This window comes from Homoserinimonas sp. (assembly GCF_056262345.1).
The window spans coordinates 1-25,006 of record NZ_JBACFR010000182.1 but is presented as its reverse complement, the minus strand read 5'-3'; the positions used below and the strand labels follow the sequence as shown (position 1 = coordinate 25,006).

Annotated in this window: 23 protein-coding genes; 10 read left to right on the top strand and 13 right to left on the bottom strand. The window is 65.1% G+C overall.

Annotated features, from left to right (window positions below; translation table 11 throughout):
* Positions 1–20: 20 nt before the first annotated feature.
* A complete protein-coding gene (gene serS, locus AC062T_RS09250) occupies positions 21–1,289 on the bottom strand; it encodes a serine--tRNA ligase (protein WP_476029374.1) in 1,269 nt (422 codons plus the stop codon).
* Positions 1,290–1,331: 42 nt separating this feature from the next.
* Here serS and AC062T_RS09245 point away from each other — a divergent pair, with 42 nt between their 5' ends.
* Complete coding sequence (locus AC062T_RS09245; protein ID WP_476029372.1) at positions 1,332–2,297, top strand: diacylglycerol/lipid kinase family protein; 966 nt, start codon at positions 1,332–1,334, stop codon at positions 2,295–2,297.
* On the opposite strand, the gene AC062T_RS09240 is transcribed toward AC062T_RS09245, so the two are convergent.
* Both AC062T_RS09240 and pheA read right to left on the bottom strand, forming a co-directional pair.
* The gene (locus AC062T_RS09240) at positions 2,294–2,851 is read right to left on the bottom strand and encodes a hypothetical protein (RefSeq protein WP_476029371.1); all 558 of its coding nucleotides are present in this window, start codon (positions 2,849–2,851) and stop codon (positions 2,294–2,296) included. The genes AC062T_RS09245 and AC062T_RS09240 overlap by 4 nt on opposite strands.
* Positions 2,852–2,888: 37 nt before the next feature.
* Positions 2,889–3,836: a prephenate dehydratase gene (gene pheA / locus AC062T_RS09235; protein ID WP_476029369.1), complete on the bottom strand. Its 948-nt coding sequence runs from the start codon at positions 3,834–3,836 to the stop codon at positions 2,889–2,891.
* Between the two features lie 34 nt (positions 3,837–3,870).
* On the opposite strand from pheA, the gene pgm reads away from it, so the two are divergent.
* Positions 3,871–5,598, top strand: coding sequence for a phosphoglucomutase (alpha-D-glucose-1,6-bisphosphate-dependent) (gene pgm / locus AC062T_RS09230; RefSeq protein ID WP_476029367.1), 1,728 nt, complete (start codon positions 3,871–3,873; stop codon positions 5,596–5,598).
* Here pgm and AC062T_RS09225 read toward each other — a convergent pair.
* Positions 5,580–6,428 (bottom strand): M15 family metallopeptidase, encoded by an 849-nt coding sequence (locus AC062T_RS09225; RefSeq protein WP_476029365.1) that lies wholly within the window; start codon positions 6,426–6,428, stop codon positions 5,580–5,582. The two genes, pgm and AC062T_RS09225, sit on opposite strands and share 19 nt — an antisense overlap.
* Positions 6,429–6,702: 274 nt before the next feature.
* Here AC062T_RS09225 and AC062T_RS09220 point away from each other — a divergent pair, with 274 nt between their 5' ends.
* The 5 genes from AC062T_RS09220 to AC062T_RS09200 all read left to right on the top strand — a co-directional run bounded on the left by AC062T_RS09220 (position 6,703) and on the right by AC062T_RS09200 (position 12,581).
* Positions 6,703–8,007: an ABC transporter substrate-binding protein gene (locus tag AC062T_RS09220; RefSeq protein WP_476029363.1), complete on the top strand. Its 1,305-nt coding sequence runs from the start codon at positions 6,703–6,705 to the stop codon at positions 8,005–8,007.
* 147 nt (positions 8,008–8,154) lie between these two features.
* On the top strand, positions 8,155–9,192 hold the full coding sequence (locus AC062T_RS09215) for a carbohydrate ABC transporter permease (RefSeq protein WP_476029361.1): 1,038 nt from the start codon (positions 8,155–8,157) through the stop codon (positions 9,190–9,192).
* The gene (locus AC062T_RS09210) at positions 9,189–10,094 is read left to right on the top strand and encodes a carbohydrate ABC transporter permease (RefSeq protein ID WP_476029360.1); all 906 of its coding nucleotides are present in this window, start codon (positions 9,189–9,191) and stop codon (positions 10,092–10,094) included. Before AC062T_RS09215 ends, AC062T_RS09210 begins: the two co-directional genes overlap by 4 nt.
* Positions 10,095–11,516: a glycoside hydrolase family 1 protein gene (locus AC062T_RS09205; RefSeq protein ID WP_476029358.1), complete on the top strand. Its 1,422-nt coding sequence runs from the start codon at positions 10,095–10,097 to the stop codon at positions 11,514–11,516. It begins immediately after the preceding gene.
* Between the two features lie 42 nt (positions 11,517–11,558).
* A complete protein-coding gene (locus AC062T_RS09200) occupies positions 11,559–12,581 on the top strand; it encodes a LacI family DNA-binding transcriptional regulator (protein ID WP_476029356.1) in 1,023 nt (340 codons plus the stop codon).
* A gap of 38 nt (positions 12,582–12,619) precedes the next feature.
* Here the strand turns inward: AC062T_RS09200 and AC062T_RS09195 are convergent, their stop codons facing one another.
* The 5 genes from AC062T_RS09195 to AC062T_RS09175 all read right to left on the bottom strand — a co-directional run bounded on the left by AC062T_RS09195 (position 12,620) and on the right by AC062T_RS09175 (position 17,418).
* Complete coding sequence (locus tag AC062T_RS09195; RefSeq protein WP_476029354.1) at positions 12,620–13,510, bottom strand: DNA-methyltransferase; 891 nt, start codon at positions 13,508–13,510, stop codon at positions 12,620–12,622.
* A 61-nt stretch (positions 13,511–13,571) separates the two neighbouring features.
* Positions 13,572–14,351 carry a heme ABC transporter ATP-binding protein gene (locus tag AC062T_RS09190; RefSeq protein ID WP_476029352.1) on the bottom strand — a complete coding sequence of 260 codons (780 nt, stop codon included), beginning with the start codon at positions 14,349–14,351 and terminating at the stop codon, positions 13,572–13,574.
* The gene (locus tag AC062T_RS09185) at positions 14,351–15,403 is read right to left on the bottom strand and encodes a FecCD family ABC transporter permease (protein ID WP_476029350.1); all 1,053 of its coding nucleotides are present in this window, start codon (positions 15,401–15,403) and stop codon (positions 14,351–14,353) included. Before AC062T_RS09185 ends, AC062T_RS09190 begins: the two co-directional genes overlap by 1 nt.
* Positions 15,400–16,449 carry a lipoate--protein ligase family protein gene (locus AC062T_RS09180; RefSeq protein ID WP_476029348.1) on the bottom strand — a complete coding sequence of 350 codons (1,050 nt, stop codon included), beginning with the start codon at positions 16,447–16,449 and terminating at the stop codon, positions 15,400–15,402. Before AC062T_RS09180 ends, AC062T_RS09185 begins: the two co-directional genes overlap by 4 nt.
* A gap of 99 nt (positions 16,450–16,548) precedes the next feature.
* Positions 16,549–17,418 (bottom strand): alpha/beta fold hydrolase, encoded by an 870-nt coding sequence (locus tag AC062T_RS09175; protein ID WP_476029346.1) that lies wholly within the window; start codon positions 17,416–17,418, stop codon positions 16,549–16,551.
* A gap of 123 nt (positions 17,419–17,541) precedes the next feature.
* On the opposite strand from AC062T_RS09175, the gene AC062T_RS09170 reads away from it, so the two are divergent.
* The 3 genes from AC062T_RS09170 to AC062T_RS09160 all read left to right on the top strand — a co-directional run bounded on the left by AC062T_RS09170 (position 17,542) and on the right by AC062T_RS09160 (position 20,404).
* Positions 17,542–18,546 carry a DUF2804 domain-containing protein gene (locus tag AC062T_RS09170; protein WP_476029344.1) on the top strand — a complete coding sequence of 335 codons (1,005 nt, stop codon included), beginning with the start codon at positions 17,542–17,544 and terminating at the stop codon, positions 18,544–18,546.
* 101 nt (positions 18,547–18,647) lie between these two features.
* A complete protein-coding gene (locus AC062T_RS09165; RefSeq protein ID WP_476029342.1) occupies positions 18,648–19,064 on the top strand; it encodes a MarR family winged helix-turn-helix transcriptional regulator in 417 nt (138 codons plus the stop codon).
* The gene (locus AC062T_RS09160) at positions 19,061–20,404 is read left to right on the top strand and encodes an MFS transporter (RefSeq protein WP_476029340.1); all 1,344 of its coding nucleotides are present in this window, start codon (positions 19,061–19,063) and stop codon (positions 20,402–20,404) included. The genes AC062T_RS09165 and AC062T_RS09160 overlap by 4 nt, the downstream gene beginning before the upstream one ends.
* Before the next feature lie 7 nt (positions 20,405–20,411).
* Here AC062T_RS09160 and AC062T_RS09155 read toward each other — a convergent pair whose 3' ends face one another.
* The 4 genes from AC062T_RS09155 to AC062T_RS09140 all read right to left on the bottom strand — a co-directional run.
* On the bottom strand, positions 20,412–21,257 hold the full coding sequence (locus AC062T_RS09155; RefSeq protein ID WP_476029338.1) for a transglutaminase family protein: 846 nt from the start codon (positions 21,255–21,257) through the stop codon (positions 20,412–20,414).
* On the bottom strand, positions 21,254–22,180 hold the full coding sequence (locus AC062T_RS09150) for an alpha-E domain-containing protein (RefSeq protein WP_476029336.1): 927 nt from the start codon (positions 22,178–22,180) through the stop codon (positions 21,254–21,256). Before AC062T_RS09150 ends, AC062T_RS09155 begins: the two co-directional genes overlap by 4 nt.
* On the bottom strand, positions 22,174–23,778 hold the full coding sequence (locus AC062T_RS09145) for a circularly permuted type 2 ATP-grasp protein (RefSeq protein WP_476029334.1): 1,605 nt from the start codon (positions 23,776–23,778) through the stop codon (positions 22,174–22,176). Before AC062T_RS09145 ends, AC062T_RS09150 begins: the two co-directional genes overlap by 7 nt.
* Before the next feature lie 98 nt (positions 23,779–23,876).
* The coding region (locus AC062T_RS09140; protein WP_476029332.1) for a carboxylate-amine ligase at positions 23,877–25,006 on the bottom strand (1,130 nt) is incomplete at its 5' end.

Sequence of the window (25,006 nt, the reverse complement as noted above, 5' to 3'; positions counted from 1 at the left end):
ACGAGGGGCCGTTGCGTCGGTCACCGTTGCACCGGCTCCAATACTTCGAGGCCGCCCATGTAGGGCCGCAGCGCTTCGGGCACGCGCACTGAACCATCCGCCTGCTGATGCGTTTCGAGGATGGCAACCAACCAGCGCGTCGTCGCGAGGGTTCCGTTGAGGGTGGCGACGGGTGTGGTCTTGCCCGACTCCGTGCGGGTGCGGATATCGAGCCTGCGCGCCTGGTAGGTCGTGCAGTTCGAGGTGCTCGTGAGTTCGCGGTAGGTTCCCTGCGTCGGCACCCATGCCTCGATGTCGAACTTGCGGGCGGCGCTGGAGCCTAGGTCGCCTGCCGCTACGTCGATGACCCGGTAGCTGAGCTCGCACGCCTGCAGCATCGCCTCCTGGAAGGCGACGAGGCGATCGTGCTCCGCCTCGGCATTCTCCGCCAGCACATAGCTGAACATTTCAAGCTTGTTGAACTGGTGAACGCGCAGGATGCCGCGGTTGTCCTTGCCAGCGGAGCCGGCTTCGCGGCGGTAGCAGGTCGACCACCCGGCGTAGCGCAATGGGCCGTCAGCGAGGTCGATGATCTCGTCGGAGTGGTACCCGGCGAGCGCCACCTCGCTCGTTCCCGTGAGGTAGAGATCGTCGGCAGGCAGGTAGTAGATCTCGTCGGAGTGCTCGCCCAGGAACCCGGTGCCCGCCATGATCTCCGGCCGCACAAGCGTGGGGGTGATGAGGGGAACGAAGCCTTCGGAGATGGCCTTGTCGAGGGCCATGTTCATGAGCGCGAGTTCGAGGCGTGCACCGTTGCCGCGCAAAAAGTAGAAGCGGCTGCCCGAGACCTTCACGCCGCGGGGGATGTCGATGGCGCCCAGAATCTCGCCGAGCTCGGCGTGGTCGCGCGGTTCGAAGTCGAATGTGGCCTTCTCGCCGACCTCGCGAAGGGTCACAAAGTTCTCTTCGCCACCGGCGGGCACACCCTCAATGATGGGGTTCTGGATGGCGCCGACTGTCTTCGTAAAGTCGGCCTCAGCATCCGCCGCTGCCTGGGTCAGCTCTTTGACCCGAGCGGCAAGCTGCTGCGCCTCGGCGAGCAGCGCCTGCTTCTCGTCGCCCTTGGCCTGGGCGACCTGCTTGCCGAGGGCCTTCTGGCTTGCGCGCAGAGACTCCGACTCCGCAATCGCGGAGCGGCGCCGAACGTCGGCCTCGAGGGCCGCATCGACAAGCTCGACGGACGCACCACGAGCGCGCTGGGAGGTTTTGACGGCGTCGGGGTTTTCACGAAGCAGCTGCGGGTCGATCACTCCTCCAGTCTATTCGGCCTCGCATGCCCTACCGTGGCTCATGTGACCGTCTCCGAGAAACGTGCCGCTGTCGTCTACAACCCGATCAAGGTCGACGAAGATGCCCTCCGATCCCTCATCGCCGATGCCCAGCAGGCAGAGGGCTGGGGTGAAACCCTGTGGTTCGCCACAACAGAAGATGAGCCGGGCACCAGCCAGGCCATTGAGGCGATCGCGCAGGGAGCCACCGTCGTGCTCGCCGCTGGTGGCGACGGCACCGTGCGCTGTGTGGCGCAGGGCCTGCACAACACCGACGTGCCGCTGTGCCTGCTGCCCTCTGGCACGGGCAACCTGCTCGCGCGCAACCTCGAACTCTCCCTCGACCTCGCCCAGTCGGTGACAACCGCCTTCACGGGCGAGGACCGCACGATCGACGTGGGAATCGTCGAAGCCGAACGGGCCGATGGCACGCGCGAATCCTTCACCTTTCTCGTGATGGCTGGCGTCGGGCTCGACGCCCAGATGCTGCAGAACACCAACCCCGAACTCAAAAAGCGGGTCGGATGGCTCGCCTACGTCGATGCGATTGCCCGCTCCCTTAAAGGCAACGGCCGCATCCGCCTGCGGTTTAGCGTTGACGGGTCGACCCCCCGGGCCATGACGGCGCACACCGTGCTCATCGGCAACTGCGGCACCCTGCCGGGAAACCTATTGCTGCTGCCCGATGCGCTCGTCGACGATGGCGTTCTCGATGTCGTAGCGCTTCGCCCGCAGGGTCTAATCGGTTGGGTGCAGATCTGGGTCAAGGTCGTGTGGGAGAACGGTGTTTTGCGGCGCAGCCAGGTGGGGCGCAAGATGCTCTCGTACACCAAAGAGGTGCGCACGCTTCGCTATATGCGGGGCAAGGAGTTCGTGGCGCGGCTCGGCCGCCCTGAGGAGTTCGAGCTCGACGGTGACCCGTTCGGCACGGCGGTCGCCCTTAAGGCGCACGTCGACCCGCTTTCGATGAAGATCCGCGTGCCCGCTTAGCGACGGGTCGTCTCTCGCTGCCAGGCGAAGGCAAGGTAGATCAGCACGGCGACTATGCCGATGACTCCGCCATTGAGCATGGGCGGCGCCAGGCTCCATGAGAGCTGCTGAATCAGCATGTCCTGCTGCGCCACGACACCCGTGGTCTGCATTTCGGCGGCGCGCACGAGAATGGCCACCGCAGAAACGAACAGAAGGATGCTCGCGCCGGCGAGCACATAAACGAACGGATTGCGCAGCGACGTGCGCGTGACAGGTTCATCGCCGAGGGCCGCTTGGCTCACGACGGGCGCGGCCGGTTCTGCGGCTGGCGGGGCCGGGGCCGGTGGATACTGGGTGGCCCGGGCAGGCTGGGTGGCCTGGGCAGGCTGGGTGAGCTGTTCCTGCGCTGGCTGCGCCTGCGCTGGCTCCGCCTGGGCGGGCCGGTGACCGACGGCGCTGGCGACGCCGAGGCCCCACCGTTGGTCTGCGGCGTGACTCGGGCTGTCGGCATATCCGCGCTGAAACAGCGGATCGAACCGGGGGTCGATCGGAGGCGTCGTCTGCTCGGTCATGGCGCCATTGTGACGGCTTAGCCCCCGCGTGTCGACCTTATGCTGCGGGTTCTCCCGCAATGAGCCCGCGCAGCCAGTCGCGCGCATCGGTGAACGCAGCATCTTCATAGCGTGGCGTCACGGTCGGGCGCGCACGATCGGCCCGCGGATACGACCCGAGAAAGATCACATTGGGGCTGAACCGCTTGAGTCCCAGCAGTGCATCCGCGACTCGCTCATCAAGGATGTGGCCCTCAAGGTCGATCACGAACCGGTAGCGGCCGAGCTCGTCACCGATGGGCCGCGACTCGATCAGGCTCATATTCACACCGCGGGTGGCGAACTGCTCGAGCATTTCGAGGAGTCGGCCGGCCTTGTTGTCGGGTAGCTCGGCGATAATGCTGGTCTTGTCAGACCCGGTGCGCTCGGGCACGGGCACCGTGCGGCTCACGAGCACGAAGCGGGTAACCGCGTTGGGGTTGTCGCCGATGCCCTCTGCGAGCACCTCGAGGTCGTAATGGGCGGTGATTCCCGGCGGGGCGATTGCAGCATCCGCTTGAGCATTGTCGAAGAGGGATGCCGCGGCGGCAACATTTGAGGTGGCAGGGATGTGCCCGTGGCTGGCCAGGTTGGCTCCGAGCCAGCGGGAGCACTGCGCGTAGGCGACAGGATGTGCGTTGATGACCCGGATATCCGCCAGCGTTGTTCCCGGGCGGGCGACCAGCACAAAGTTCACCGAGACGAGGTATTCACCAACGATGCGCAGCCCCGTCATCGTCGCGAGAGCATCCTGAGTGGCGCTGACACCGCCATCCACGGAGTTTTCGATGGCGATCATGGCGGCAACGCTGCGCCCTTCGAGCACATCTCCGAGGGCTTCGCCGACGTTGTTCACGGCTCGCCAGGTCTTGCCTTGGGCCTCTGGCACCTGAGCAAGGGCCGCCTCGGTGAAGGTTCCCGCAGGTCCCAGATAGCTGTAAGTCTGCTCGCGCGGGGAATCTGGCATGGCACAAAGTCTATTTGTGGGAGAGTCTTTAGTTGTGAACCACCGAGCTGGAACCCCCGCCATGCCCGATGACCTCGTCGAGGTGTCGGAGTTAATCCATGCGTATTACGCCCTGACCCCCGATGTTTCGATCCCCTCCCAGAGGGTTGCCTTTGGCACTTCTGGCCACCGCGGGTCGTCTCTCGACACCGCTTTCAACCAGCAGCACATCGCCGCGATTACGCAGGCGATCGTCGACTACCGAGCAAAAGAGGGCATCACCGGCCCCCTATTTATTGGCCGCGACACCCACGCGCTCTCGCGCCCTGCCGAGACCACGGCCCTCGAAGTGCTGGTCGCCAACAAGGTTGATGTCCGGGTGGACACCTTCGCCGATTACGTGCCAACCCCTGCGCTTTCGCACGCGATTCTCACCTACAACCGCACGGGGCCTGCCAACCGCAATGGCGGCGGTCGCACCAAGCCGAGCGGGCCGGGTCTCGCCGACGGCATCGTCATCACCCCAAGCCACAACCCTCCCCGCGACGGCGGATTCAAGTACAACCCGCCGCACGGCGGCCCGGCCGACAGCCACGTGACGTCGTGGATCGCCGACCGCGCCAACGAAATCCTGGCGGGCGGCAACGCCGAGGTGCTCATGGCAGAGCCGACGGCGATCGCCACCTACGACTTCCGCACGAACTATGTGAATGATCTCGGCAGCATCATCGACTTCGATGCGATTCGCGAGGCAGGCGTGCGCATCGGCGCCGACCCGCTCGGCGGCGCCAGCGTTAACTATTGGGATGCGATCCGGGATCGCTATGGCATCGACCTCACGGTCGTGAACCCCATCGTCGACCCCACCTGGTCGTTCATGACGCTCGACTGGGACGGCAAGATTCGCATGGACCCGTCGTCGTCTTCGGCGATGGCCTCGGTTCTGGCTCGCAAGGATGATTTCGACATTCTTACGGGCAATGATGCGGATGCAGACCGGCACGGCATCGTCACGCCCGATGGCGGCCTCATGAATCCCAACCACTTTCTCGCCGTGGCCATCCGGTACCTGTTTACGCACCGGCCGGAGTGGAGCGAAGATGCCGCGATCGGCAAGACTCTCGTGTCGAGCGCCATGATCGACCGGGTCGCCGAATCGCTCGGACGCGAACTGCTCGAAGTGCCCGTTGGTTTTAAATGGTTTGTGCCCGGCCTGCTCGATGGCAGCGTCGCGTTTGGCGGCGAAGAGAGCGCAGGCGCCTCCTTCTTGCGCAAGGACGGCACCGCCTGGAGCACCGATAAGGACGGCATCGTCATGTGCCTGCTGGCGAGTGAGATTCTTGCCGTTACGGGCAAGACGCCCTCGCAGCTGTATGCGGAGCTCGTTGACGAGTTCGGCGATCCCGCCTATGAGCGGGTGGATGCTGCCGCGACTCCGGCGCAGAAGGCCACGCTGGCACAGCTCGACGGTGATGCAATCACGGTTGATGAGCTCGCGGGCGACCCGATCATTGCCAAGCTCAGCGAGGCGCCCGGCAACGGTGCAAGCATCGGCGGGGTGAAGGTTGTTACGGAGCGGGCGTGGTTCGCCGCTCGCCCGAGCGGCACAGAAGACGTCTACAAGATCTATGCGGAATCCTTTGTTGGCCCCGACCACTTGGCCGAGGTGCAGAAGGAGGCCAAGGCGATTGTCGACGCGACGCTCGCCGCTGCCAGTGCTGGCGATTCCGATGAGGTCGACGTTGACCAGGTGGAGGCTCCCGGTCAGACCCCCGGCGCGTAGTCGGGGGCCGGCGGTAGCCGAAAGAACTCTTCGAGCGTCGTGACGCCCTGGTCGCGCATCTCCGTGGCCAGTTCGACTCCGATGTAGCGGTAGTGCCACGGCTCGTAGATGTACCCGGTGATGGGGGTTTTATCGGCCGGGTATCTCAAGTGATACCCAAAGCGCCAGGCGTTTTCTGCGAGCCATATGCCCTGCGGTGTCTGCCCGAAGCAGGCCTCAACCGAGCACACCTGGGGCGACGACATGATGTCGGCCGACAACCCGGTCTGGTGCTCGCTGTACCCGGGAACTGCGCTCTGGGCGCGAGCCTTGTCTTTTCCGAGCCGAGCGACCGTGGAGTTGTGCAGTGACACCTGGGTCTCATACGAGCGGTAGGCGTTCTGAAGCATGAGGGCTCCCGCGCCCTCGGCCTGTGCTGCGGCGAACATCTGCTCCATCGCGGCGGCAGCCTCTGCGCGCAGCACGGCGTTGGCCGTGTATGGCACCTTGGCCGTGACGAGGTCGGCAGGCGCAAAGCTGAGGGGCGCGAGGGGTCGAGTCTTATTGGCGACGACCCAGATGCTGGCGGGGTCGTCGATCGATCGGGCCGTCTTGTCGAACTGGGGTTGCTCGGGCGTGGGCTTAGGGGCGGGCTTCACGGTCTCTGCCGGGACCTCCGAAAGGGAGGCGGATGCTGGCGGCGTCGACGCGGGAGCGGCGGCATCGGGTGCGCGGGGTGCCATAACGATGGCAACTCCGGAGGCCACGAGTCCGAGGGCGACGAGCGCGCCGATGCCGACCACAATTCGCCGCCTGAGATAGACGTCGTTTTTGCGCCGGTCGGGAACCATGGGCTCCACCCTATTGGCTCAACTGTCGGCGGTGCCGACGGGCGCGGCCCGATCGCTCGCGATGCGCATTTTGTCCCCCGGCGCGGCTCCCCGTGGGAGCGCTCCCAAATTGTTATGGTGCTCTGACCTGCGATTTTTCTCAGGCTGGAGGATTGCGTATTGACACGCTTTCGCGGTCTGCCTAGGGTGAAGGCGATTCGTGAGAGCGCTCCCACGACCACCCACTTGGCGCCCCGCGGACACCCACACCCACCACGCACACAAAGGAGTGACCGTGAAGCTTTCACGAGGCACCACCGCTGTTGCCGCCGTCGCTGGCGCAGCAGCTTTTGCCCTTGTCGCGGCGGGATGCTCGGCATCCCCCGGCGGCGAGAACGAAGACATCGAACTGAGCATCACCACGTTCGGAACCTTCGGCTACGACGACCTCTACAAGGAGTACGAGAAGGCCAACCCCGGCATCAAGATCAAGGCGACCAACATCGACACGGGTGGAAACGCCCGCACCGACGCGTTCACCAAGATCGCCGCGGGCAGCGGACTCAGCGACATCGTTGCGATCGAAGAAGGCTGGCTCGGCTCCGTCATGGAGGTCTCCGACCAGTTTGTTGACCTCAACGACTTTGGCGCGGCAGACATTGCCGACCGCTGGGTCGACTGGAAGCTCGACCAGGGCACCGACGCCGACGGCCGCATCATCGGCTACGGCACCGACATCGGCCCGACGGGCGTCTGCTACAACGGAACGCTCCTCGAGGCAGCGGGTATGCCCTCAGACCGCGAGGGCGTTGCGGCGCTGCTCGGCGGCGACGACGCGACCTGGTCCAAGTTCTACGAGGTCGGTAACCAGTACAAGGCGGCAACGGGCAAGGCCTGGTACGACCAGTCCGGCTTCGTGTGGCACGCAATCGTCAACCAGATGCCAGAGGGCTACTACACCGAAGACGGTGAGCTCAACATCGAAGACAACGCCGAGATGAAGGCCGCGTTCCTCGAGCTGGCCGACGCAGCATCCGGCGGACTCACCGCCAACCAGTCCCAGTGGGACTGGGGCGGAGGCAAGGCATTCGTTGACGGCACGTTCGCAACGTTCGTCTGCCCCGGCTGGATGCTTGGCGTTGTCAAGGAGCAGGTCGAGAAGGGCGGCGGAGACGCCACCTCCGGCTGGGACTTCGCCGACGTATTCCCCGGCGGCGCTGGCAACTGGGGTGGAGCATTCCTCTCGGTTCCGACCTCGTCGAAGCACCAGGAAGAGGCTGCAGCCCTCGCCGCGTGGCTGACCGCTCCCGAGCAGCAGGTCAAGCAGTTCGAGGCCGCTGGCACCTTCCCGTCCACGACTGAGGCTCAGGAGGAACTCGCGGCAGGCGGAACGCCCAACGAGTTCTTCAACGACGCCCCCGTCGGCACAATCCTCGCCTCGCGCGCTGAGGGCGTAAAGGCTCAGTTCAAGGGCCCGAAGGACTCGCTCATTCAGGAGAACGTCTTCGGACCTGCCATCAAGTCGCTTGACTCTGGCAACTCGAACGGCGAGCAGGCGTGGCAAGAGGCCTTGACATTGCTCGAGGAGCTCGTGAAGTAACAGCACCACAACACCCCCACAGTGTGGCCTCCGGTAACCCGGAGCCGGAGGCCACACGCCCCTCTCCTTCGCACCGATCGGTGCACACCCTCCACGGCACGTCGACCGGCACCCCCGGCCCGGACCGCCTGAACGAATGGGCAGACGATGACCAATCTCACCCCCCGCCAGCGACTGAGCCGTCTCGATGTCAAGGTCTCCCCCTACCTCTACATCGCCCCGTTCTTCGTGCTCTTTGCCGCGACCGGCCTCTACCCCCTCATCTACACCTTTGTCGTCTCGCTCCACGAGTGGGACCTGCTCAAAGGTCAGGGCGAGTTCATTGGCCTCACCAACTTCGTCAGCATCCTTCAAGACCGGTTCTTCTGGAACTCGCTGTTCAACACGTTCAGCATCTTCTTGCTCTCGGCCATCCCACAGCTCACGGTTGCCGTGTTCCTCGCCGCGGTGCTCGACAGCAATATCCGCGGCAAGACGTTCTGGCGCATGAGCGTGCTGCTGCCCTACGTTGTCACCCCCGTTGCCGTCGCGATCATCTTCAGCAACCTGTTCGGCGACCAGTACGGCCTCATCAATAACCTGCTCAAGAACTTTGGGATGGATCCCATCGCGTGGCATCAAGACACCTTCGCCAGCCACGTGGCAATCGCAACGATGGTCAACTGGCGCTGGACCGGCTACAACGCCCTCATCCTGCTCGCCGCGATGCAGGCCGTCCCGCGCGATCTGCACGAGTCTGCCGCCCTCGACGGAGCCAGCGCGTTCCGCCGCTTCTTCTCGATCACCCTGCCGGGCATCCGCCCCACCATGATCTTCGTCATCATCACCGCCACGATCGGCGGCCTGCAGATCTTCGCCGAGCCCAAGCTGTTCGACCCGTCGACCGCAGGAGGCATTGGCGGTGCCCATCGGCAGTTCCAAACCACCGTGCTCTACCTCTGGGAGATGGCGTTCTTCCGCCAAGACTTTGGCGAGGCAGCGGCCATCGCCTGGATTCTCTTCTTGCTGATCATCGTCATCGGCCTCATCAACTTCGGGCTATCGCAACGCATCGGCTCGGCCGAGGTCAGGGTGAGCAAGCGGCGCACGAAGAAGCGTCTCGACGAAATGCGAGAAGCGCAGGCCACCCAGATCGAGGCGGCTGTCACCACGCCCGGCACCATCGCAGAGGACGCGAAGCTATGACCACCACCGTCAGGCCCCCCGCCGCAGCGGCACCGCCCGCAGCCCCTCGCCCCCCGGCCGCTCCCCGGCGCCGCAGGGCCGTAGGCCTTGATCGCCGACCCGGCTGGTTCGTCTATGCCGTCCTCATCGTGGTCTTGCTCGGCTCGGCCTACCCGTTCTGGTGGTCGTTCGTCATCGCCTCCCGCGATAACAGCGCCCTGGGCACGCCATGGCCTCCGCTGATCCCCGGCGGCAACTTCTGGAGCAACGCCCTCACGGTGTTCGATGCCGTGCCGTTCTGGCAGGCCCTCGCCAACAGCATCATCGTGGCATCCGTCATCACGCTCTCGGTTGTCACCTTCTCCACACTCGCGGGCTACGCATTCGCCAAGCTGCGCTTTCGCGGCCGCAACTGGCTCATGGTGGCCGTCATCGCCACGATGGCGATCCCGACTCAGCTCGGCATCATCCCGCTCTTCATCCTGATGCGCCAGTGGGGCTGGACGGGCGAGATCGGCTCCGTGATCGTGCCCACGCTGGTCACCGCGTTTGGCGTGTTCTTCATGCGGCAATACCTGGTGGATGTGATTCCCGACGAATTGATCGAGGCCGCCAGGGTCGACGGTGCATCCATGATCAGCACCTTTTGGCATGTGGGGGTTCCCGCGGCTCGGCCCGCAATGGCCATCCTGGGTCTCTTCACCTTCATGACCGCGTGGACCGACTTCCTTTGGCCCATGCTCGTGCTGCCCAACAACCCCACCCTGCAGGTGGCACTCTCGCAACTGCAGTCGGGCTACTACGTCAACTTCTCCATCGTGCTCGCCGGCGCGGTGCTGTCGACACTCCCCCTGCTCGTTCTGTTCATCCTCGCCGGCAAGCAGCTCATCTCTGGAATCATGCAAGGAGCAGTGAAGGGCTAAATGCCTCAGACACTCATCACCCACCTCCCCCACAATTTTGTGTGGGGCTCGGCCACTGCGGCCGCTCAGATCGAAGGCGCCGCCCACAACGACGGCAAAGAAGACTCGATCTGGGATGCTTTCGCTCGCGTTCCCGGCGCCATCGCCCAGGGCGACACCCCCGAGGTCGCGGTCGACCACTACAACCGCATGCCGGCCGACGTTGAGGTTATGAAGCGCATCGGGCTACAGTCCTACCGGTTCTCCACCAGCTGGGCCCGCATCAAGCCCGGCGACCGCGAGGTCAACAAAAAGGGTCTCGAGTTCTACAGCCGCCTGGTCGACGAACTGCTGGATGCCAACATCCTTCCCTGGCTCACCCTGTATCACTGGGACCTGCCGCAGGCCCTGCAGGAGAAGGGCGGTTGGGCTAACCGCGACACGGCCTACCGGTTCCGCGACTACGCGGCGACGGTGCACGAGGTGCTCGGCGACAGAGTCGACCACTGGACCACCTTCAATGAACCGCTGTGCTCATCCCTCATCGGTTATGCCGCGGGCGAGCATGCCCCCGGTCTGCAGGATCCCCGCGCTGCCCTCGCCGCGGTGCACCACCAGCACCTCGCCCACGGGCTGGCCACGACGGCCCTTCGGGAGCTGGCGGCACAGCCCCTCGAGATCGGCATCACGCTCAACCTGACCAATGCGGTGCCCAACGACCCGACGGATGCCGTCGATCTCGAGGCCGCCCGCCGCATCGACGCGCTATGGAACCGCATGTTCCTCGAGCCGATCCTGCTGGGCGCCTACCCCGTGGACCTTCTCGATGATGTGCGGGATTACGGCCTTGCCGAGCTGATTCTGCCCGGCGATATGCAGACGATCTCGGCACCCATCGACTTTTTGGGCGTCAACCACTACCACGACGACAACGTCAGCGGACATCCGCTGCCCGTGGGCACTCCGGCGGGGCTGCAGCCGACGCCGAGCCCCAAGTCATCGCCATTCGTCGGGTCGGAATATGTGACCTTTCCCAGCCGCCACCTGCCCCGCACGGCGATGGGATGGGAGGTCAACCCCTCGGGGCTGCGCACCCTCCTGGTGCGGCTCACGCAGCAGTACCCCACGCTGCCCCCGCTCTACGTCACCGAGAACGGCGCCTCCTACGATGGCGACGTCGTTATCGATGGCCGGGTCTCTGACCCGGAGCGCGCCGCCTACATTCGCGCCCACGTCGAGGCTGTCAACGATGCTGTCGCCGACGGAGCCGACGTGCGAGGATACTTTCTCTGGTCGCTGCTCGACAACTTCGAGTGGGCGTGGGGATTCGACAAGCGATTCGGCATCGTGCACGTGGATTACGACACCCAGGTGCGCACAATTAAAGACAGCGGGCTCGAGTACGCCAGCATCATCGCGGAGCACGCGAGCGTCCATGCTTAGACTGGCTCCCAGCACCACCCTGACCGAAAAGGATGCAGTGTCATGAGCATCGGCGAAGCCTCTGCGGCAACCGCTCCCACACTCGAGAGAGTGGCGGAGCTCGCCGGGGTGTCACGGTCAACGGTCTCACGCGTGGTCAACGGGAGCCCCAACGTCACCCCAGAGGTTGTCACTGCGGTCACCGCGGCAATCGACCGCCTCGGTTATGTGCCCAACCGTGCGGCTCGGTCACTGGCGAGCCGTCGCACTCACGCGATCGCCCTCGTCATCCCCGAGAACACGGCCAAGTTCTTCGCGGACCCCTATTTTGCTTCTGTAATCCAGGGCGCAGCGATGTACCTGGCCGACACCGAATACACGCTCAGCCTGCTCATCGCGTCAGAGACGGAGTCGGAGAAGACCCGGCGCTACCTGCAGGGCGGCAACGTCGATGGGGCGCTGATCCTCTCCCATCACAGCGATGACGGCTCGTATGTGCAGCTATCCCAGCGCATGCCCGTGGTCTTCGGCGGCCGTCCCATGAGCGAGGACAGCTCGCAGAGCTACTTCGTGGACGTCGACAACGTTGCTGCTGCTCGCGAGGCTACTCAGTACCTCATCGATCACGGCAAGAAGAACATCGCCACGATCAGCGGACCCCACGACATGGCCTCCGGCATCGACCGCACTCAGGGCTGGCGCGAGGCTCTCGAGGCTGCCGGGCTCGACGCCTCGCTGCACGAAGAGGGCGACTTCTCCCCCAGTGGCGGCGAACAGGCGATGCGCCGACTCCTCGATCGCGGAGAACCGATCGATGGGCTCTTCGCCGCGAGCGCGCAGATGGCCTCAGGAGCGCTGGTGGCGTTGCGCGAGCACGGCCTCCGCGTGCCAGAAGACCTCGGCATCGTCAGCATCGACAACGACTACTACGCCCAGAACTCGCTGCCGCCGCTCACGACGATCGACCAGCCGTCAGTGCGGCAAGGATCGGCCATCGCCGAGGTTGTGGTGCGGCTCATCAATGGGGAAGACGTGCCTCGCCGCACGATCATCCCCACACACCTGATTGAGCGCCAGTCGGTCTAGACGAGAAACGGCCGGAGCGTCCGCGAGTCGCGCCGCGCCTATGTGCCCGTGCCCGCGGCTTCGGCCGCGGGTTGCCCCATGAACTCGGCCTCGACAGAGGCCTTCTTCAGGCGGGCGCGGATTACCGCCATCGATTCATCACTGCGGTCTACGAGCACAAATTTGCGCCCGAGGGCCGCGGCAACCGCCCCCGTCGTGCCGCTCCCGGCGAAAAAGTCGATGACCCAGTCCCCCGGCCGTGACGACGCCTGCACGATGCGGCGAAGGATGCCCTCGGGTTTCTGAGTGGGATAGCCGGTCTTCTCATAGCCGGTGGGCGAGACGATCGTGTGCCACCACACATCAGTCGGCAGCTTGCCCCGCTCCGCCTTCTCGCGGGTCACAAGCCCCGGCGCCATATAGGGCTCGCGATCGACCGCCTCGGAATCGAAGTGGTAAGCATCCGGATTCTTCACATAGACGAGAATCGTGTCGTGTTTGGTGGGCCACCGGCTCTTGGACTTGGCGCCGTAGTCATAGGCCCAGATGATCTCGTTGAGAAAGCACTCGCGGCCAAAGAGCGCGTCGAGCATGACCTTGGCGTAGTGCGCCTCGCGGTAATCGAGATGCAGATAGAGCGTGCCGTCATCGGCGAGGAGGCGCCAGGCCTCCATGAGTCGTGGTTCGAGAAACGACCAGTAATCCTCGAAGTGGTCGTCGTAGCTCATGAGGTCGCCGCGGATGCGCTCGTAGTTCTGGCCCTTAAAGCCGCGAACGGAACCCTCGGCGCTGCGCACACTCGTCGTTGTCTGACGGGTCTGACTCCGACCCGTGTTGAAAGGAGGGTCGAGGTAAACGAGGGTGAATGCGCCATCGGGGAGCCCGGCGATCAGCTCGAGGTTGTCGCCCTGCATCACCCGGTTCGGGCAATCGGGGGTCCAGGCGGTCATGGCACCATCCTCCCACCCGCTGGCACGGCTCTCGTGCCGAGAGCCCGCGGGAGAGGGCAGATCAGTGGCGTACAGGCAGCACGATGGGGCGGCCCGTCTCGGGTTGATGCAGAATCTGCACCTCGAGCCCGTAGGCATTGCGCACGAGATCCGCAGTGAGGACCTCGGCAGGCGTGCCGACCGTAACCATGCGCCCGTCGGCGAGCAGCGCGATGCGATCGGCATACGCTCCCGCGAGCGAGAGGTCATGAAGCACGACCACGACGGCGCGCCCCTCCGAAGCGAGTCGGCGGGCGACCCGCATCACATCTTCTTGGTGACGCAGGTCCAGGGCGGCCGTTGGTTCATCGAGAAAGACGACGGGGGTGCTCTGGGCGAGAACGCGAGCGAGCGACACCCGCGCCTTTTCACCACCCGACAGCGAGGTGAAGCGGCGATCGACCAGATGCGCAACATCCGTCGCGGCAAGCGCCGCGTCGATGACCTCGTCATCGTTATCGATATCCGTCACGCGAGACCAAGGGCTGCGCCCCATCTCAACGACCTCGCGGACGCGGAACGGAAAGCTGACCGAGTATTCCTGCGTGAGCACCGAGCGCAACTGGGCGAGCTCAAGATGCTTGAGCGTGGCGACGTCGCGCCCGTCGTACTCGACCCGACCCTCGGCAGGGGCGCGGTCGCCCGAAAGCACGCCGAGCAGCGTCGACTTGCCCGCACCGTTGGGCCCCACCAAGGCCAAGACTTCGCCGCCGCGGATATCGAGTGAAACATCCTGCAGCAGCGTGGCGCGGTCGATCGTGACCCCAATGCTGCGGGCCGAGACCGTCACAGAGTTGGCCATCACGCCCACCCCCCGCTCTGCTTGCGCGCACGGTAGAGCAGGTAGAAGAAGAACGGCCCACCAACAAGCGACGTGAGCATGCCGATGGGCAGGTCGGCCCCCGAGATGAGGGTGCGCGCCAGGATGTCCGCGAAGACCAGCAGAACACCGCCGCCGATGGCGCTGGCCAGGATGAGCGGCCGGTGAGCCGGGCCGATAGCCATACGGATGATGTGGGGCACTACGAGGCCGACGAACGCGATGATGCCGCAGAAGGCCACCGCGACACCCGTCAGCAGGGCAACGAGCACGATCGACGCGACACGCAGTTGCTCAACATTGACGCCGAGATGCTTGGCGGCACGCTCACCGAGCGCGAGCAGGTCGTAGCGGCGGGCGGCGAACATCGCGCCAATGATGCCGGCGATTGTGACGACCGCAACGATCGCGACCTCGTTCCACCGAACGCCATTCATCGAACCGAGCTGCCAGAAAACGATCTGCTCACGGCTCGACGCGTCGCCGGCGAACATGAGCATCGCGAGCCCCGCCCCCGCGAACGCGTTGATGGCGATTCCGGTGAGCAGCAGGGTGACCACCTCGGTACGGCCGCTCGAGCGAGAAACGAAGTACACCAGCAGCACCGACAGCAGGCCTGTGGCGAATGCCATAACGGCCACGATCCATCCGCCAAACGCCGTGAGCCCAAAGACGATCGCGGCGGCAGCGCCAAGAGCGGCACCGGATGACACCCCAACGACGCCGGGTTCGGCCAGCGGGTTGCCGAAGATCGCCTGCATTACGGCACCGGCAACCGCCAGCGCAGCACCGACGACGAGGCCCATGACGATGCGCGGGAACCGCACCGCCCACAAGGTGGCCTCAACGATGGGGTCGGTGGGAGCCCATTCGTTCTGGATCCCCATCGCCCGAAGGATCGAGCCGATCACCTCGGTGGGGGTGACGGGCAGCTGACCGACCATCGCCGACAACAAAACGCCGCCAAGCAATGCGACAACGAGCACAAGGGTGAGCACCACGCCTCTGCGGCGCGTGCGAGTCTTTTCGTTCACGGCACCCGCTTGAGCCACGCATCGGTGGCGAACTTCTCGGTGACCAACTGCTCGGCCTTGGCCATCTCGTCGGGCGTAACCTCGTCGGGCGTCAGGCCATACAGTCCGCGGAACGTGTCGACCATCCGCTCGATAATCGCGTCGCGGCTCAGCCCCGTCTGCGTCTTGAGCGGGTCGACCCTCTTGTTGGCACTCTTGGTGCCCTTGTCGCTCATCTTCTCGCGGCCGATGCGCAGAACCTCGACCATGCGGTCCCGGTCCATGTCGTAGCTCATGGTCACGTGGTGCAGAACGGCGCCATTGCCGAGACGCTTCTGGGCTGCTCCGCCGATCTTGCCTGACGGGCTCGTGATGTCGTTGAGCGGCTGGTAGCTCGCGTCGATGCCGAGCGACTTGAGCGCCGTCACGGCCCACTCGTCGAGGAACGCATACGAATCGGCGAACGTGAGGCCCTGCACGAGATCGCCCGGCACATAGAGCGACCACGTGATGATTCCGCCGGCCTCCATGAACATGGCGCCACCACCGCTGATCCGGCGCACAACGTCGATGCCATACTTCTCGGCGTTGGCGAGATCTACCTCGTTCTTGAGGGACTGAAAGCTGCCGATTACGACGGCCGGCTCGTTCCACTCCCAGATGCGCAGAGTGGGCCCGCGTCGGCCCTCCCCCACTTCTTCTGTGAGCACCTGGTCGAGAGCCAGGTGCAGGCGAGGCGGCAGCGCTTCGCCGTGGATGAGCTTCCAGTCGTAGTCGGTCCAGCTACTGGCCTTCGAGAGCGACCTGCGGATGGCGATGGCCACCGACTCGGGAGAGAAGCCCAAGAGCTGCGCGCCATCGGGCAGCGCCCGGCTGATCGCGGTTGCGATGCTTGCCGAATCACTGGATTCTGGCATGCCGTTAACTGCGGCGTTGATGTCGTCGAGGGCGCTGTCTGGCTCGAGAAAGAAGTCACCGGCGAGCCGGAAGTTAGCAATGCGGCCCTGCTCAACATCGAGGTCGACGACAACAAGCTTGCCGCCGGGCACCTTGTACTCCCCGTGCATGCCGGGTCCTCCTCGCTCTTTGCTTAGGCAAGCCTAACTGGCGCGCGGCGCTCGTGCGCACGACGGCCCCGCACGCAGAGGGGCAGCGGTCGCTGGGGTCTAGCTCGGGACTCGAGTATCCAGCCATCCGAGGGTGTCGGCGATGACCTCGTCACGGTTGGTCTCGTTGAAGATCTCGTGCCGCGCTTCGAGGTAAACGATGAGCTCGACGTCCGTAAGCCCCGAGCGTGTGATGTAGGCCTCGGCCAAGAGTTCGGCGCTGCGCTCACCGCCAAAGCTGTCATCGCTGCCCACCTGGATGAGCAGGGGAACGTCGTGAGCAAGGTCGCGGGCGGGCTTGCCCATCAGTCGGAGGCTGTCGCGCAGGCCAAACTGCTTGATTGCCGATGCCGCAAAAGCGAGGGGGTCGTCGGAGAACGCTGCCGCCACCGCGGGATCGCGGCTGAGCCACTCGTTACCCGTGGTTCCGAGATGGGCGTGCTTTGCGTTGAGTTTGCCGCCGTTCATGTGGCGGAACGTGCGCAGTGCGCTGCCGCTCAGCACGACGGCATCAAAGTCTTCGGGATGCTCGTTGAGAATGATCTGCGCGAGGAGCGATCCCCAACTGTGGCCCACCATCACGACGGGAACGCCGGGATTCTCGGCGCGGATGATGGCCGTCATCTGGCGAACGTCGGCGACGGTGGCCCGCAACCCGCCGGGCCCGAGGCGGCCCATTTTCTCTGGCGCCCCCGCCCACTGCGTTGCTCCAGTGCGGCCGTGGCCTCTGTGGTCGTCGGCATAGACCGTGTAGCCGGCGGCCACGAAGTCTTGCGCGACCTGCTCGTAGCGCAGGGCATGGTCGCCTAGCCCGTGGGCGATCTGCACGATGGCCCGCGGTGTTCCGACCTTCCACTGATAAAAGTGGATCTCGACGCCCTCGGGGTCGACGAAGCTGCGATCCTTGCGTTCGGCGGTGAAGCGAATCACGGTGACTCCTCCGTCATAGTGGTGTTCCAGTGTAGAGCCGGGGCCGCTGCGGCGCCCGGTTCAGGCACTGACGGCTTCGTCGCTAGGATCGCCCCAACATCCCTTCTTCTAAGGCGGTCATTGGTGCCCGAACGTGAAATTCTTACGCCCACTGAGCTGTGCCTGCCAAACGGCCGACTCAACCCGGATGCCGTGGGCTTTTACCGCAGCCCGCTTCTGAACACCGACGGCATCGGCACTGGGCTCTACGGCTGGGGTCGCAACAAGCGCTGGGAGTACTGGGGCGTCACGACGCCCACCCACATCCTGGCCATTACGGTGTCGAGCCTCGACTATGCGGGCCTGCACCAGGTATGGGCGTTCGATCGGGCGACGGGCGAGGCCGTCGACGCGACCGAAATCACGATGCCGTGGGCCGGCCCCACGCTGCCGGGCACGCTGGGCGCGGGTCAGGCTCATGTGCGGGTGGGCACACTGGAGATCACGATCGACGAGGTTGAGGGTGGCACGCGGCTGCGAGGCTCGACCCCACGCGTGAGCTTCGACGTGATGGCGCACCGCCCAGAGGGGCACGAGTTCATGGGCGTCGTTGTGCCGTGGTCGAAGCGTCTGTTTCAGTACACGGTGAAGGATGTTGCGCGCCCCGCGACGGGATCCATCACGATCGATGGGGTGACCTCTACGGTGCAGCAGGGCGAGAGCTGGGCCGTGCTTGACCACGGTAGGGGCCGCTGGCCTTACACGCTCACCTGGAACTGGGGCGCGGCATCCGGTGTCGTCGACGGCCGCACGATTGGCGTGCAGCTCGGCGGCAAGTGGACCGCGGGATCTGGATCAACCGAAAACGCTCTGATGGTCGATGGCCGCATGCACAAGATCAGCGAGGAGCTGGTGTGGGATTACGACCAGGAGGATTGGCTGCGCCCGTGGCGCATCACCGGGGAGCGGGCCGACCTGACCTTCACGCCGTTTTATGACCGGGTCTCGAGCACCAACTTTGTGGTGATCGCCTCGGCGACCCACCAGTGCTTCGGTTTCTATTCGGGCTGGATGGCCGACGATTCGGGCGAGCGCGTGCCGGTCGACGGCGTTCTGGGGTGGGCCGAGCACGTGACGAACCGCTGGTGATCTGAAGGGGCGTAGCCGCCACTGGCGGCGGCATCCGCAGGGAGTTTGGCGTTCTGCGCGGCGATTTGCTTAGCAAAGCTAATTTGTTAGGCTAATTGTCTATGCCGAATCACCCCAATCCCACCCTCAGACTCACGATCGCCCGCCTGGCCCGGCGCATCCGGTCGCAGCGAGCCCGGGACGACGTCAGCGACGGCCAGCTCGCGGTGCTCTTTGGCCTGCTGCAGCACGGCCCGCTCAGCATCGGCGAACTCAGCACGCGAGAGCGCGTGACTCCGCCCTCGATGAACCGCATGATCAACGCGCTTGAGGACGCCGGCTTCGTTTCGCGGGGGTCCTCCCCCGATGACGGCAGAAAAGTGATCGTCACCCTCACCGATGCGGGGCTCGAGATCACGCAAGAAACCCTCCGCCGCCGGGACGCGTGGTTTGCCCAGCGCCTCTCGCAGCTCGCCCCAGAGAAGCTCGCCATCCTCCGCGCCGCCGAGCCCGTCCTCCGAGAGCTGGCCGAGGAATGAAGGCAATGTTCCGCTCGCTCTCCATCTACAACTATCGGCTCTGGTTCGCCGGCGCGCTCGTCTCCAACATCGGCACGTGGATGCAGCGCACCGCGCAGGACTGGATCGTGCTCACTGACCTAACGGATCACGACGCCGCAGCGCTCGGCGTGACGATGGCGCTGCAGTTCGGCCCAGCGCTTGTGCTCACCCCCATCACCGGTCTCATCGCCGACCGGGTCGACAAGCGCCGCATGCTCATGCTCACCCAGGTCTTGCTCGGCGCGCTCGGACTGGGGCTCGGACTCATCGTGGTTTTTGGCGTCGCGCAGCTCTGGCAGGTCTACGCCTTCGCTCTCGCCCTCGGAGTGGTGTCGGCGTTCGATGCTCCCTCGCGGCAGGCGTTCGTCTCGGAGCTGGTGGGAGAGAAAGATCTCACGAATGCCGTGGGTCTCAACTCGCTCTCGTTCCACAGCGCGCGCCTTGTGGGGCCTGCCGTGGCGGGCATCCTGGTGGCCCTCATCGGCGCCGGATGGGTGTTCATCATCAATGCGGCGTCGTTCATTGCGGTGTTCGTTTCGCTCACCCAAATGCGGCGCAATGAACTGATGCCGTCACGGCCAGCACCGCGGGCGAAAGGCCAGATTCGGGACGGATACCGCTACGTGCGCGGTCGACCCGACATTGTCGTCACGCTCGTGATGGTGTTCCTGGTGGGCACCTTCGGCTTCAACTTTGCAATTTTCATCTCCACGATGGCCACCGTGGAGTTCGGCCAGGGAGCCGGCGAGTTCGGGCTTCTCTCGTCGCTCATGGCGGTCGGTGCCGTCGCCGGTTCGCTCATCGCGGCGCGGCGCGAGCGACCACGCCTGCGCATTGTGACGGCGGCCGCCGCAGCCTTTGGTGTGGCGTGCGTAATCGCGGCCGTGATGCCTAACTACGTCACGTTCGCCGCAGCGCTCGTGCTCGTAGGGCTCAGCTCACTCACCATGATGACGAGCGCCAATGCCTACGTTCAGACGACGACTCCGCCCGAGCTTCGCGGCCGAGTTATGGCCCTCTACCTGGCCATCTTCATGGGCGGGACCCCCCTCGGCGCCCCCGTCACGGGCTGGATCACCAACGAGCTCGGCCCGCGGTGGGGCCTCGGTCTCGCGGCAATCTCGGGCCTGCTCGCTGCCGCAATCGCCCTGTGGTGGATGATCCGCCATCGTGGACTGCGTCTACGCCTCCACCGGGGCGAACGACGCGTGCGCATGGAGTACCTCGGCGACGGCCGCGCGGTCGTCAAGGATGACGTGAGTCCGGATGCTGCGACCCGAGAAATCGCTGTCGTCGAGGCCAACAACCAGAAGAGCTAAGCGCTCGCTAGGCCTCGCGGGTGATGTCAACGCGCACGAACATCTCTGAGGCGGTGCCGCCTGAGTACACGCCCCTCAGCGGCGGAACATCGCCATAGTCGCGGCCTCGACCCACGAGCACGTGGCGGTCGCCGATATCGATGCCGTTGGTGGGGTCAAACCCGCACCAGACCCCGCAAAACCATTCGACCCACGCATGGGATTCGCCCTCCTGGGTAACCCCCACAATGGGCTCAGGGTCTGGATGCAGGTAGCCGGAGACGTAGCGGGCGGGAATGCCGATCGAGCGAAGCGCTCCGAGGGCAAGGTGCGCAAAGTCTTGGCAAACCCCCTTGCGTTCCGCCCAGGCCTCCGCCGCTGTCGAGTTGACGCCGGTAATGCCGCTGACGTAGTCGAGTTGCTCACCGATTGCGATGCAAATTCGCCGGGCGGCATCGCACGGCCCGGCAGAGGCCTCCGCGATCTCGGAGGCGAGGTCGGCCAGCTCAGCAGGTGGGGTCGTGCGCTCACTCTGCTCAAGATGCTCGACCGTCTCGACGAGGCGCTCGACTTCGGCGGCGAGGTCATCCCAGCCGATCGGCTCATGGTCGTGTCGGCGATGGCTCACCTCTACGAGGCTCGTCGACGTGAGCGAGAGCTCGTGGTGGCCGCTCAATGCCTCGAACGCCGAGACCCTGCTGCCCCAGTAGTCCGTGTATTCGTGGTGGCTCGACGCGGGCTGAATGTCGATGCTGGCATGCAAAACAAACTGGCCGTCGGTCGTGATGGGCAGCATCCTGGCCTCGTTGTACGACGCGGCGACGGGCGAGGTGTAACGAAACCCCGTAACGTGACGGACGCGTAACCGGTTCATGTGGTTTCCCCTACCCAGCTCGGAGCAGCATCGTTCGGAAAGTACCGCAGCCGTGCCTGCTCCGAAACCGAGCTTGTGGCCAGTTGCACGCTCTCCATATGTGCGGGCAGGTCCTCGAGGATCTCCGCGATGGGTCGGTACTCGATCTCGCTGCGGATTTGGCCGAGCATGCGCCTGCTCTGATCGGGTGCCGCCGTCTCAGATCTCGGTTCGATCTCGTCGAGGCATTGCTCCGCCCTCGTGAGCGAGAAAAGGATGCTGCGGGGGAACTGCCGATCAAGCAGCAGAAACTCCCCCGCGCGCACGGCGCTGGGCGAACCGCTGTGCGTGCGCAGATACGACTCGTAAGCCCCGCAACTGCGCAGGATCGTGGTCCACGATGGCCCGCTGTCTTCTGTCAGTGAGCGTGTGGCCAGAAGCCGTGCCGTCATATCGGCGCGCTCGAGGCTCCTGCCGAGGGTGAAGAAATACCAGGCTTCGTCGCGCCGCGTTGCCGACTCGATGATGCCAACGGCGAGCGCCGAGCGCTCCCGCACCCACGCGATGAAGGCATGCACCTTGTCGTCGGCGACCTTGCGCGGCGTGCGCGCCCGCGTCGTGTTGAGGCACTCCCATAGTTCGGTTGAGACGATCTCGCGGGCCCGGCGGGCGTTCTCCCGTGCCGCGCCCAGTGAGAAGGCGATCGCGGTGGGTTGGGAACGGTCAACGGCGAGCAGCGAGAGCACGTCCTGCCGGGTCATGTCGCCGGTCTCGGGAATCTTGGCTCCCATCACTTCGAGGATGGAACGGCACGCCAGGTTCTCGTCAATCCAGGGGTCCTCGAGCAGCAGTTGCAGGTGCGCGTCGAGCACACTGGCGGTGCCATCGGCTCTCTCGATGTAACGCCCGATCCAAAAGAGTGATTCGGCGATTCGGCTCAGCATTGCCGTGTCTCCCGACTTTGTTGTTGTTGTTCGTGTTGTCGTTGCCCAGACGCCGCATCCGCCGGAGCGTGGTCTTGCAACCTCTCGCCCCGGGAGAATGCGGATGGGGCACGCCGGTCGGGTCCGACGGGCCACGCGGGTTCGTGCACATCACCTACGACCCAGGTGTCTTTTGAGCCGCCTCCCTGACTGCTGTTGACCACGAGTTCGCCCTCGGGCAGGGCCACTCGCGTGAGCCCACCCGGCAGCACCCAGATATCGCGCCCGTCGTTGACGGCAAACGGGCGCAGGTCGGCGTACCTCGGGCGCATGCCGTCATCGACAAGTGTGGGAATCGTTGAGAGCTGCACGAGCGGTTGGGCAATCCACCCCCGCGGGTCGGCCACGAGCCTGAGGCGCAGTTCATCGAGCTCGGCTCTGCTGGCATCCGGCCCGATGACAAGCCCCTTGCCACCGGAGCCATCGACCGGTTTAACCACGAGTTCGTCGAGTCGATCGAGCACCTCGGCAAGCGATTCCGGGTCTTCGAGTCGCCAGGTTGTCACATTGGGCAACAGCGGCTCTTCGCCGAGAAAATAGCGGATGAGGTCGGGCACATACGTGTAGACGAGCTTGTCGTCGGCCACCCCGTTTCCGACCGCATTGGCAATCGTGACCCGACCGAGCCGGGCAGCAAGCAGCATTCCCGGTGTGCCGAGCACGGAATCTGCCCGAAAGTGCAAAGGGTCGAGGTAGTCATCGTCGACACGGCGGTAGATCACATCCACCCGGGTGGGGCCCGCCGTCGTGCGCATGTAGACGCTGCCGCCAGAGCAAAAGAGGTCCCGCCCCTCGACGAGCTCGACGCCCATGAGCCGGGCAAGCAGAGTGTGCTCAAAGTAGGCGGAGTTGTGAACACCGGGGGTGAGGACAACAACGGTGGGGCTCTCCACGCCAGCGGGCGCGCTCGCCCTGAGCGCCCCGAGAAGCTTGCTCGGGTAGTCGGCGACGGGGCGCACCTTCATGCTCGCGAACAGCTCTGGCAGGGTTTGGCTCATGACTCGTCGGTTCGAGATCACGTAACTCACCCCGCTTGGCACGCGCACATTGTCCTCGAGCACACGCCAGGCGCCCGCTTCATCCCTGATCAGGTCGATGCCGCTGACCTGGATGCGCACACCGTTTGCGGGTTCGATGCCGACGGCGGCCCTATGAAAATGGGTCGACGACGTCACGAGCCTCGCGGGGATGATGCCGTCGCGCACCGCAGTCTGCGGGCCATACGCATCAGAGAGGAACGCCTCAAGGGCTCGCACCCTCTGCTGCACCCCGGCCGAAACCGCCTGCCACTCGTGCTGGTCGATGAGCCGAGGCACGGCATCGAGGGGGAACGGTCTCTCTTCGCCGGCAAAGTCGAAGGTCACCCCCTGGGCCAGATAGGAGTTGGCGAGGTCTTCTGTGCGACCGCGCAGCTCTGCCTGGGTCATCTTTGCTAGCCCGGCGTGAAGCTCCTTATAGCCCTGGCGCACGCTGCTGTGCTGATCGAACATCTCATCCCAGGGCGCAGGGCCGCGGCGGCGACTCGCGCCACTGCCGTATCCCTCGAAGAGCCCGTCCATGTCCGGAGCCTAGGGACGCACTATTGCGCGGGTGTTTCGAGCAGGTAGCCCTGCAGGTTACCGATTGTGCTGGTCCACTGGGCCCAGCTCTTCGCCGACTATTCGGGCGCGAGCGCCCCGCGCATGAGCGCCGCCAGGGCGGGGACTCCGCCAGCCGAATAGGCGACTCGTTGCCGATCGGCGCCGGTCCCCTCGGCAAACAGCCGGTCGATCCACTCGGTTACTCGCTCGGCATCTCCCTCTGCGGCGAGCGCGGCGGCGGTGTGCTGAAGCAGCGCATCCACAACCGTTCTCGACACCTCGAGTTCGCCCGTGAACGGGTGCACAAGCCGGTGAGAGATGCCATCGCGGGCGGCAAGCCACAGCGCAGAATCGATGAGCTCAGGGTGGAGCGGGTCCGCGGGGCTCTCGTCGGCGAGCGCGGTGCTCACGAGCGCGCGGATCAGCAGCGCCACGAGCACGGAGTGCCACGCCTCAAGCTGCGCGTCGCCTACCCGCACCTCAATGGTCGGGAACTTGCGAGAGAGCCGGATGTTCCAGGCGATGAGCGCGTCGTCGAAGGTTCCCCCGACCCCCACGATGCGGGCGGACCGTCGATCGTAGTCATCTGCGTCGACGAAGGCGGGCGGGGTGCCCCTGGTCGCCCACCGCTGAAGCTGAATGATGCGGTAGCTCGAGAACCCGGTGTCTTCGCCCTTCCACATCGGTGAGTTGCCGGCGAGGGCCGCGATGACGGGCATCCAGACGCGGAGCGCGTTCATCGCTCGCACCCCGGATTCACGATCGTCGATGCCTACGTGCACATGCAATCCGCCGTAGAAGTATTCCTTCGCCACGTGGCGGTATTCATCGAGCACTCGGTGATACCGGGACTTGTCGGTGAGCACGATGGGATTTGCCACGAGCGGGTAGGTGCCCGTTGACGCGGCGATGACACCGACGCTCGTCGCCGCATCCCGCAGCCTCCGGCGAAAGCCGATGAGGTCGGCGAGCGCGGCCTCGGCCGTCTCGCACACGGGGGTCGGCCGCTCCAGCTGGCTCAGCAGAAACTCACGCTGAATGTTGCGGCTCTCGCCGCGCTCCACCCGCAGGGCGCGATAAACGGCCGGCGCCTCGTCCCGGGGTGCGAGGGTCATGGGGTCGAGAATGGCGTATTCCTCTTCCATTCCGAACGTTGCCATCTGGTCTCCTCTCGTCCACACTCCTGCGAACGTAACTGCATCCCGGC

Bases quoted from the DNA above. Each gene is read 5' to 3' on its own strand.
- AC062T_RS09155 (WP_476029338.1), bottom strand. From the start codon at position 21,257: ATGAACCGGTTACGCGTCCGTCACGTTACGGGGTTTCGTTACACCTCG.
- AC062T_RS09150 (WP_476029336.1), bottom strand. From the start codon at position 22,180: ATGCTGAGCCGAATCGCCGAATCACTCTTTTGGATCGGGCGTTACATC.
- AC062T_RS09240 (WP_476029371.1), bottom strand. From the start codon at position 2,851: ATGACCGAGCAGACGACGCCTCCGATCGACCCCCGGTTCGATCCGCTG.
- AC062T_RS09145 (WP_476029334.1), bottom strand. From the start codon at position 23,778: ATGGACGGGCTCTTCGAGGGATACGGCAGTGGCGCGAGTCGCCGCCGC.
- AC062T_RS09225 (WP_476029365.1), bottom strand. From the start codon at position 6,428: ATGGTTCCCGACCGGCGCAAAAACGACGTCTATCTCAGGCGGCGAATT.
- AC062T_RS09210 (WP_476029360.1), top strand. From the start codon at position 9,189: ATGACCACCACCGTCAGGCCCCCCGCCGCAGCGGCACCGCCCGCAGCC.
- pheA (WP_476029369.1), bottom strand. From the start codon at position 3,836: ATGCCAGATTCCCCGCGCGAGCAGACTTACAGCTATCTGGGACCTGCG.
- AC062T_RS09180 (WP_476029348.1), bottom strand. From the start codon at position 16,449: ATGCACGGGGAGTACAAGGTGCCCGGCGGCAAGCTTGTTGTCGTCGAC.
- AC062T_RS09165 (WP_476029342.1), top strand. From the start codon at position 18,648: ATGCCGAATCACCCCAATCCCACCCTCAGACTCACGATCGCCCGCCTG.
- AC062T_RS09200 (WP_476029356.1), top strand. From the start codon at position 11,559: ATGAGCATCGGCGAAGCCTCTGCGGCAACCGCTCCCACACTCGAGAGA.
- AC062T_RS09205 (WP_476029358.1), top strand. From the start codon at position 10,095: ATGCCTCAGACACTCATCACCCACCTCCCCCACAATTTTGTGTGGGGC.
- AC062T_RS09160 (WP_476029340.1), top strand. From the start codon at position 19,061: ATGAAGGCAATGTTCCGCTCGCTCTCCATCTACAACTATCGGCTCTGG.
- AC062T_RS09195 (WP_476029354.1), bottom strand. From the start codon at position 13,510: ATGACCGCCTGGACCCCCGATTGCCCGAACCGGGTGATGCAGGGCGAC.
- AC062T_RS09215 (WP_476029361.1), top strand. From the start codon at position 8,155: ATGACCAATCTCACCCCCCGCCAGCGACTGAGCCGTCTCGATGTCAAG.
- AC062T_RS09190 (WP_476029352.1), bottom strand. From the start codon at position 14,351: ATGGCCAACTCTGTGACGGTCTCGGCCCGCAGCATTGGGGTCACGATC.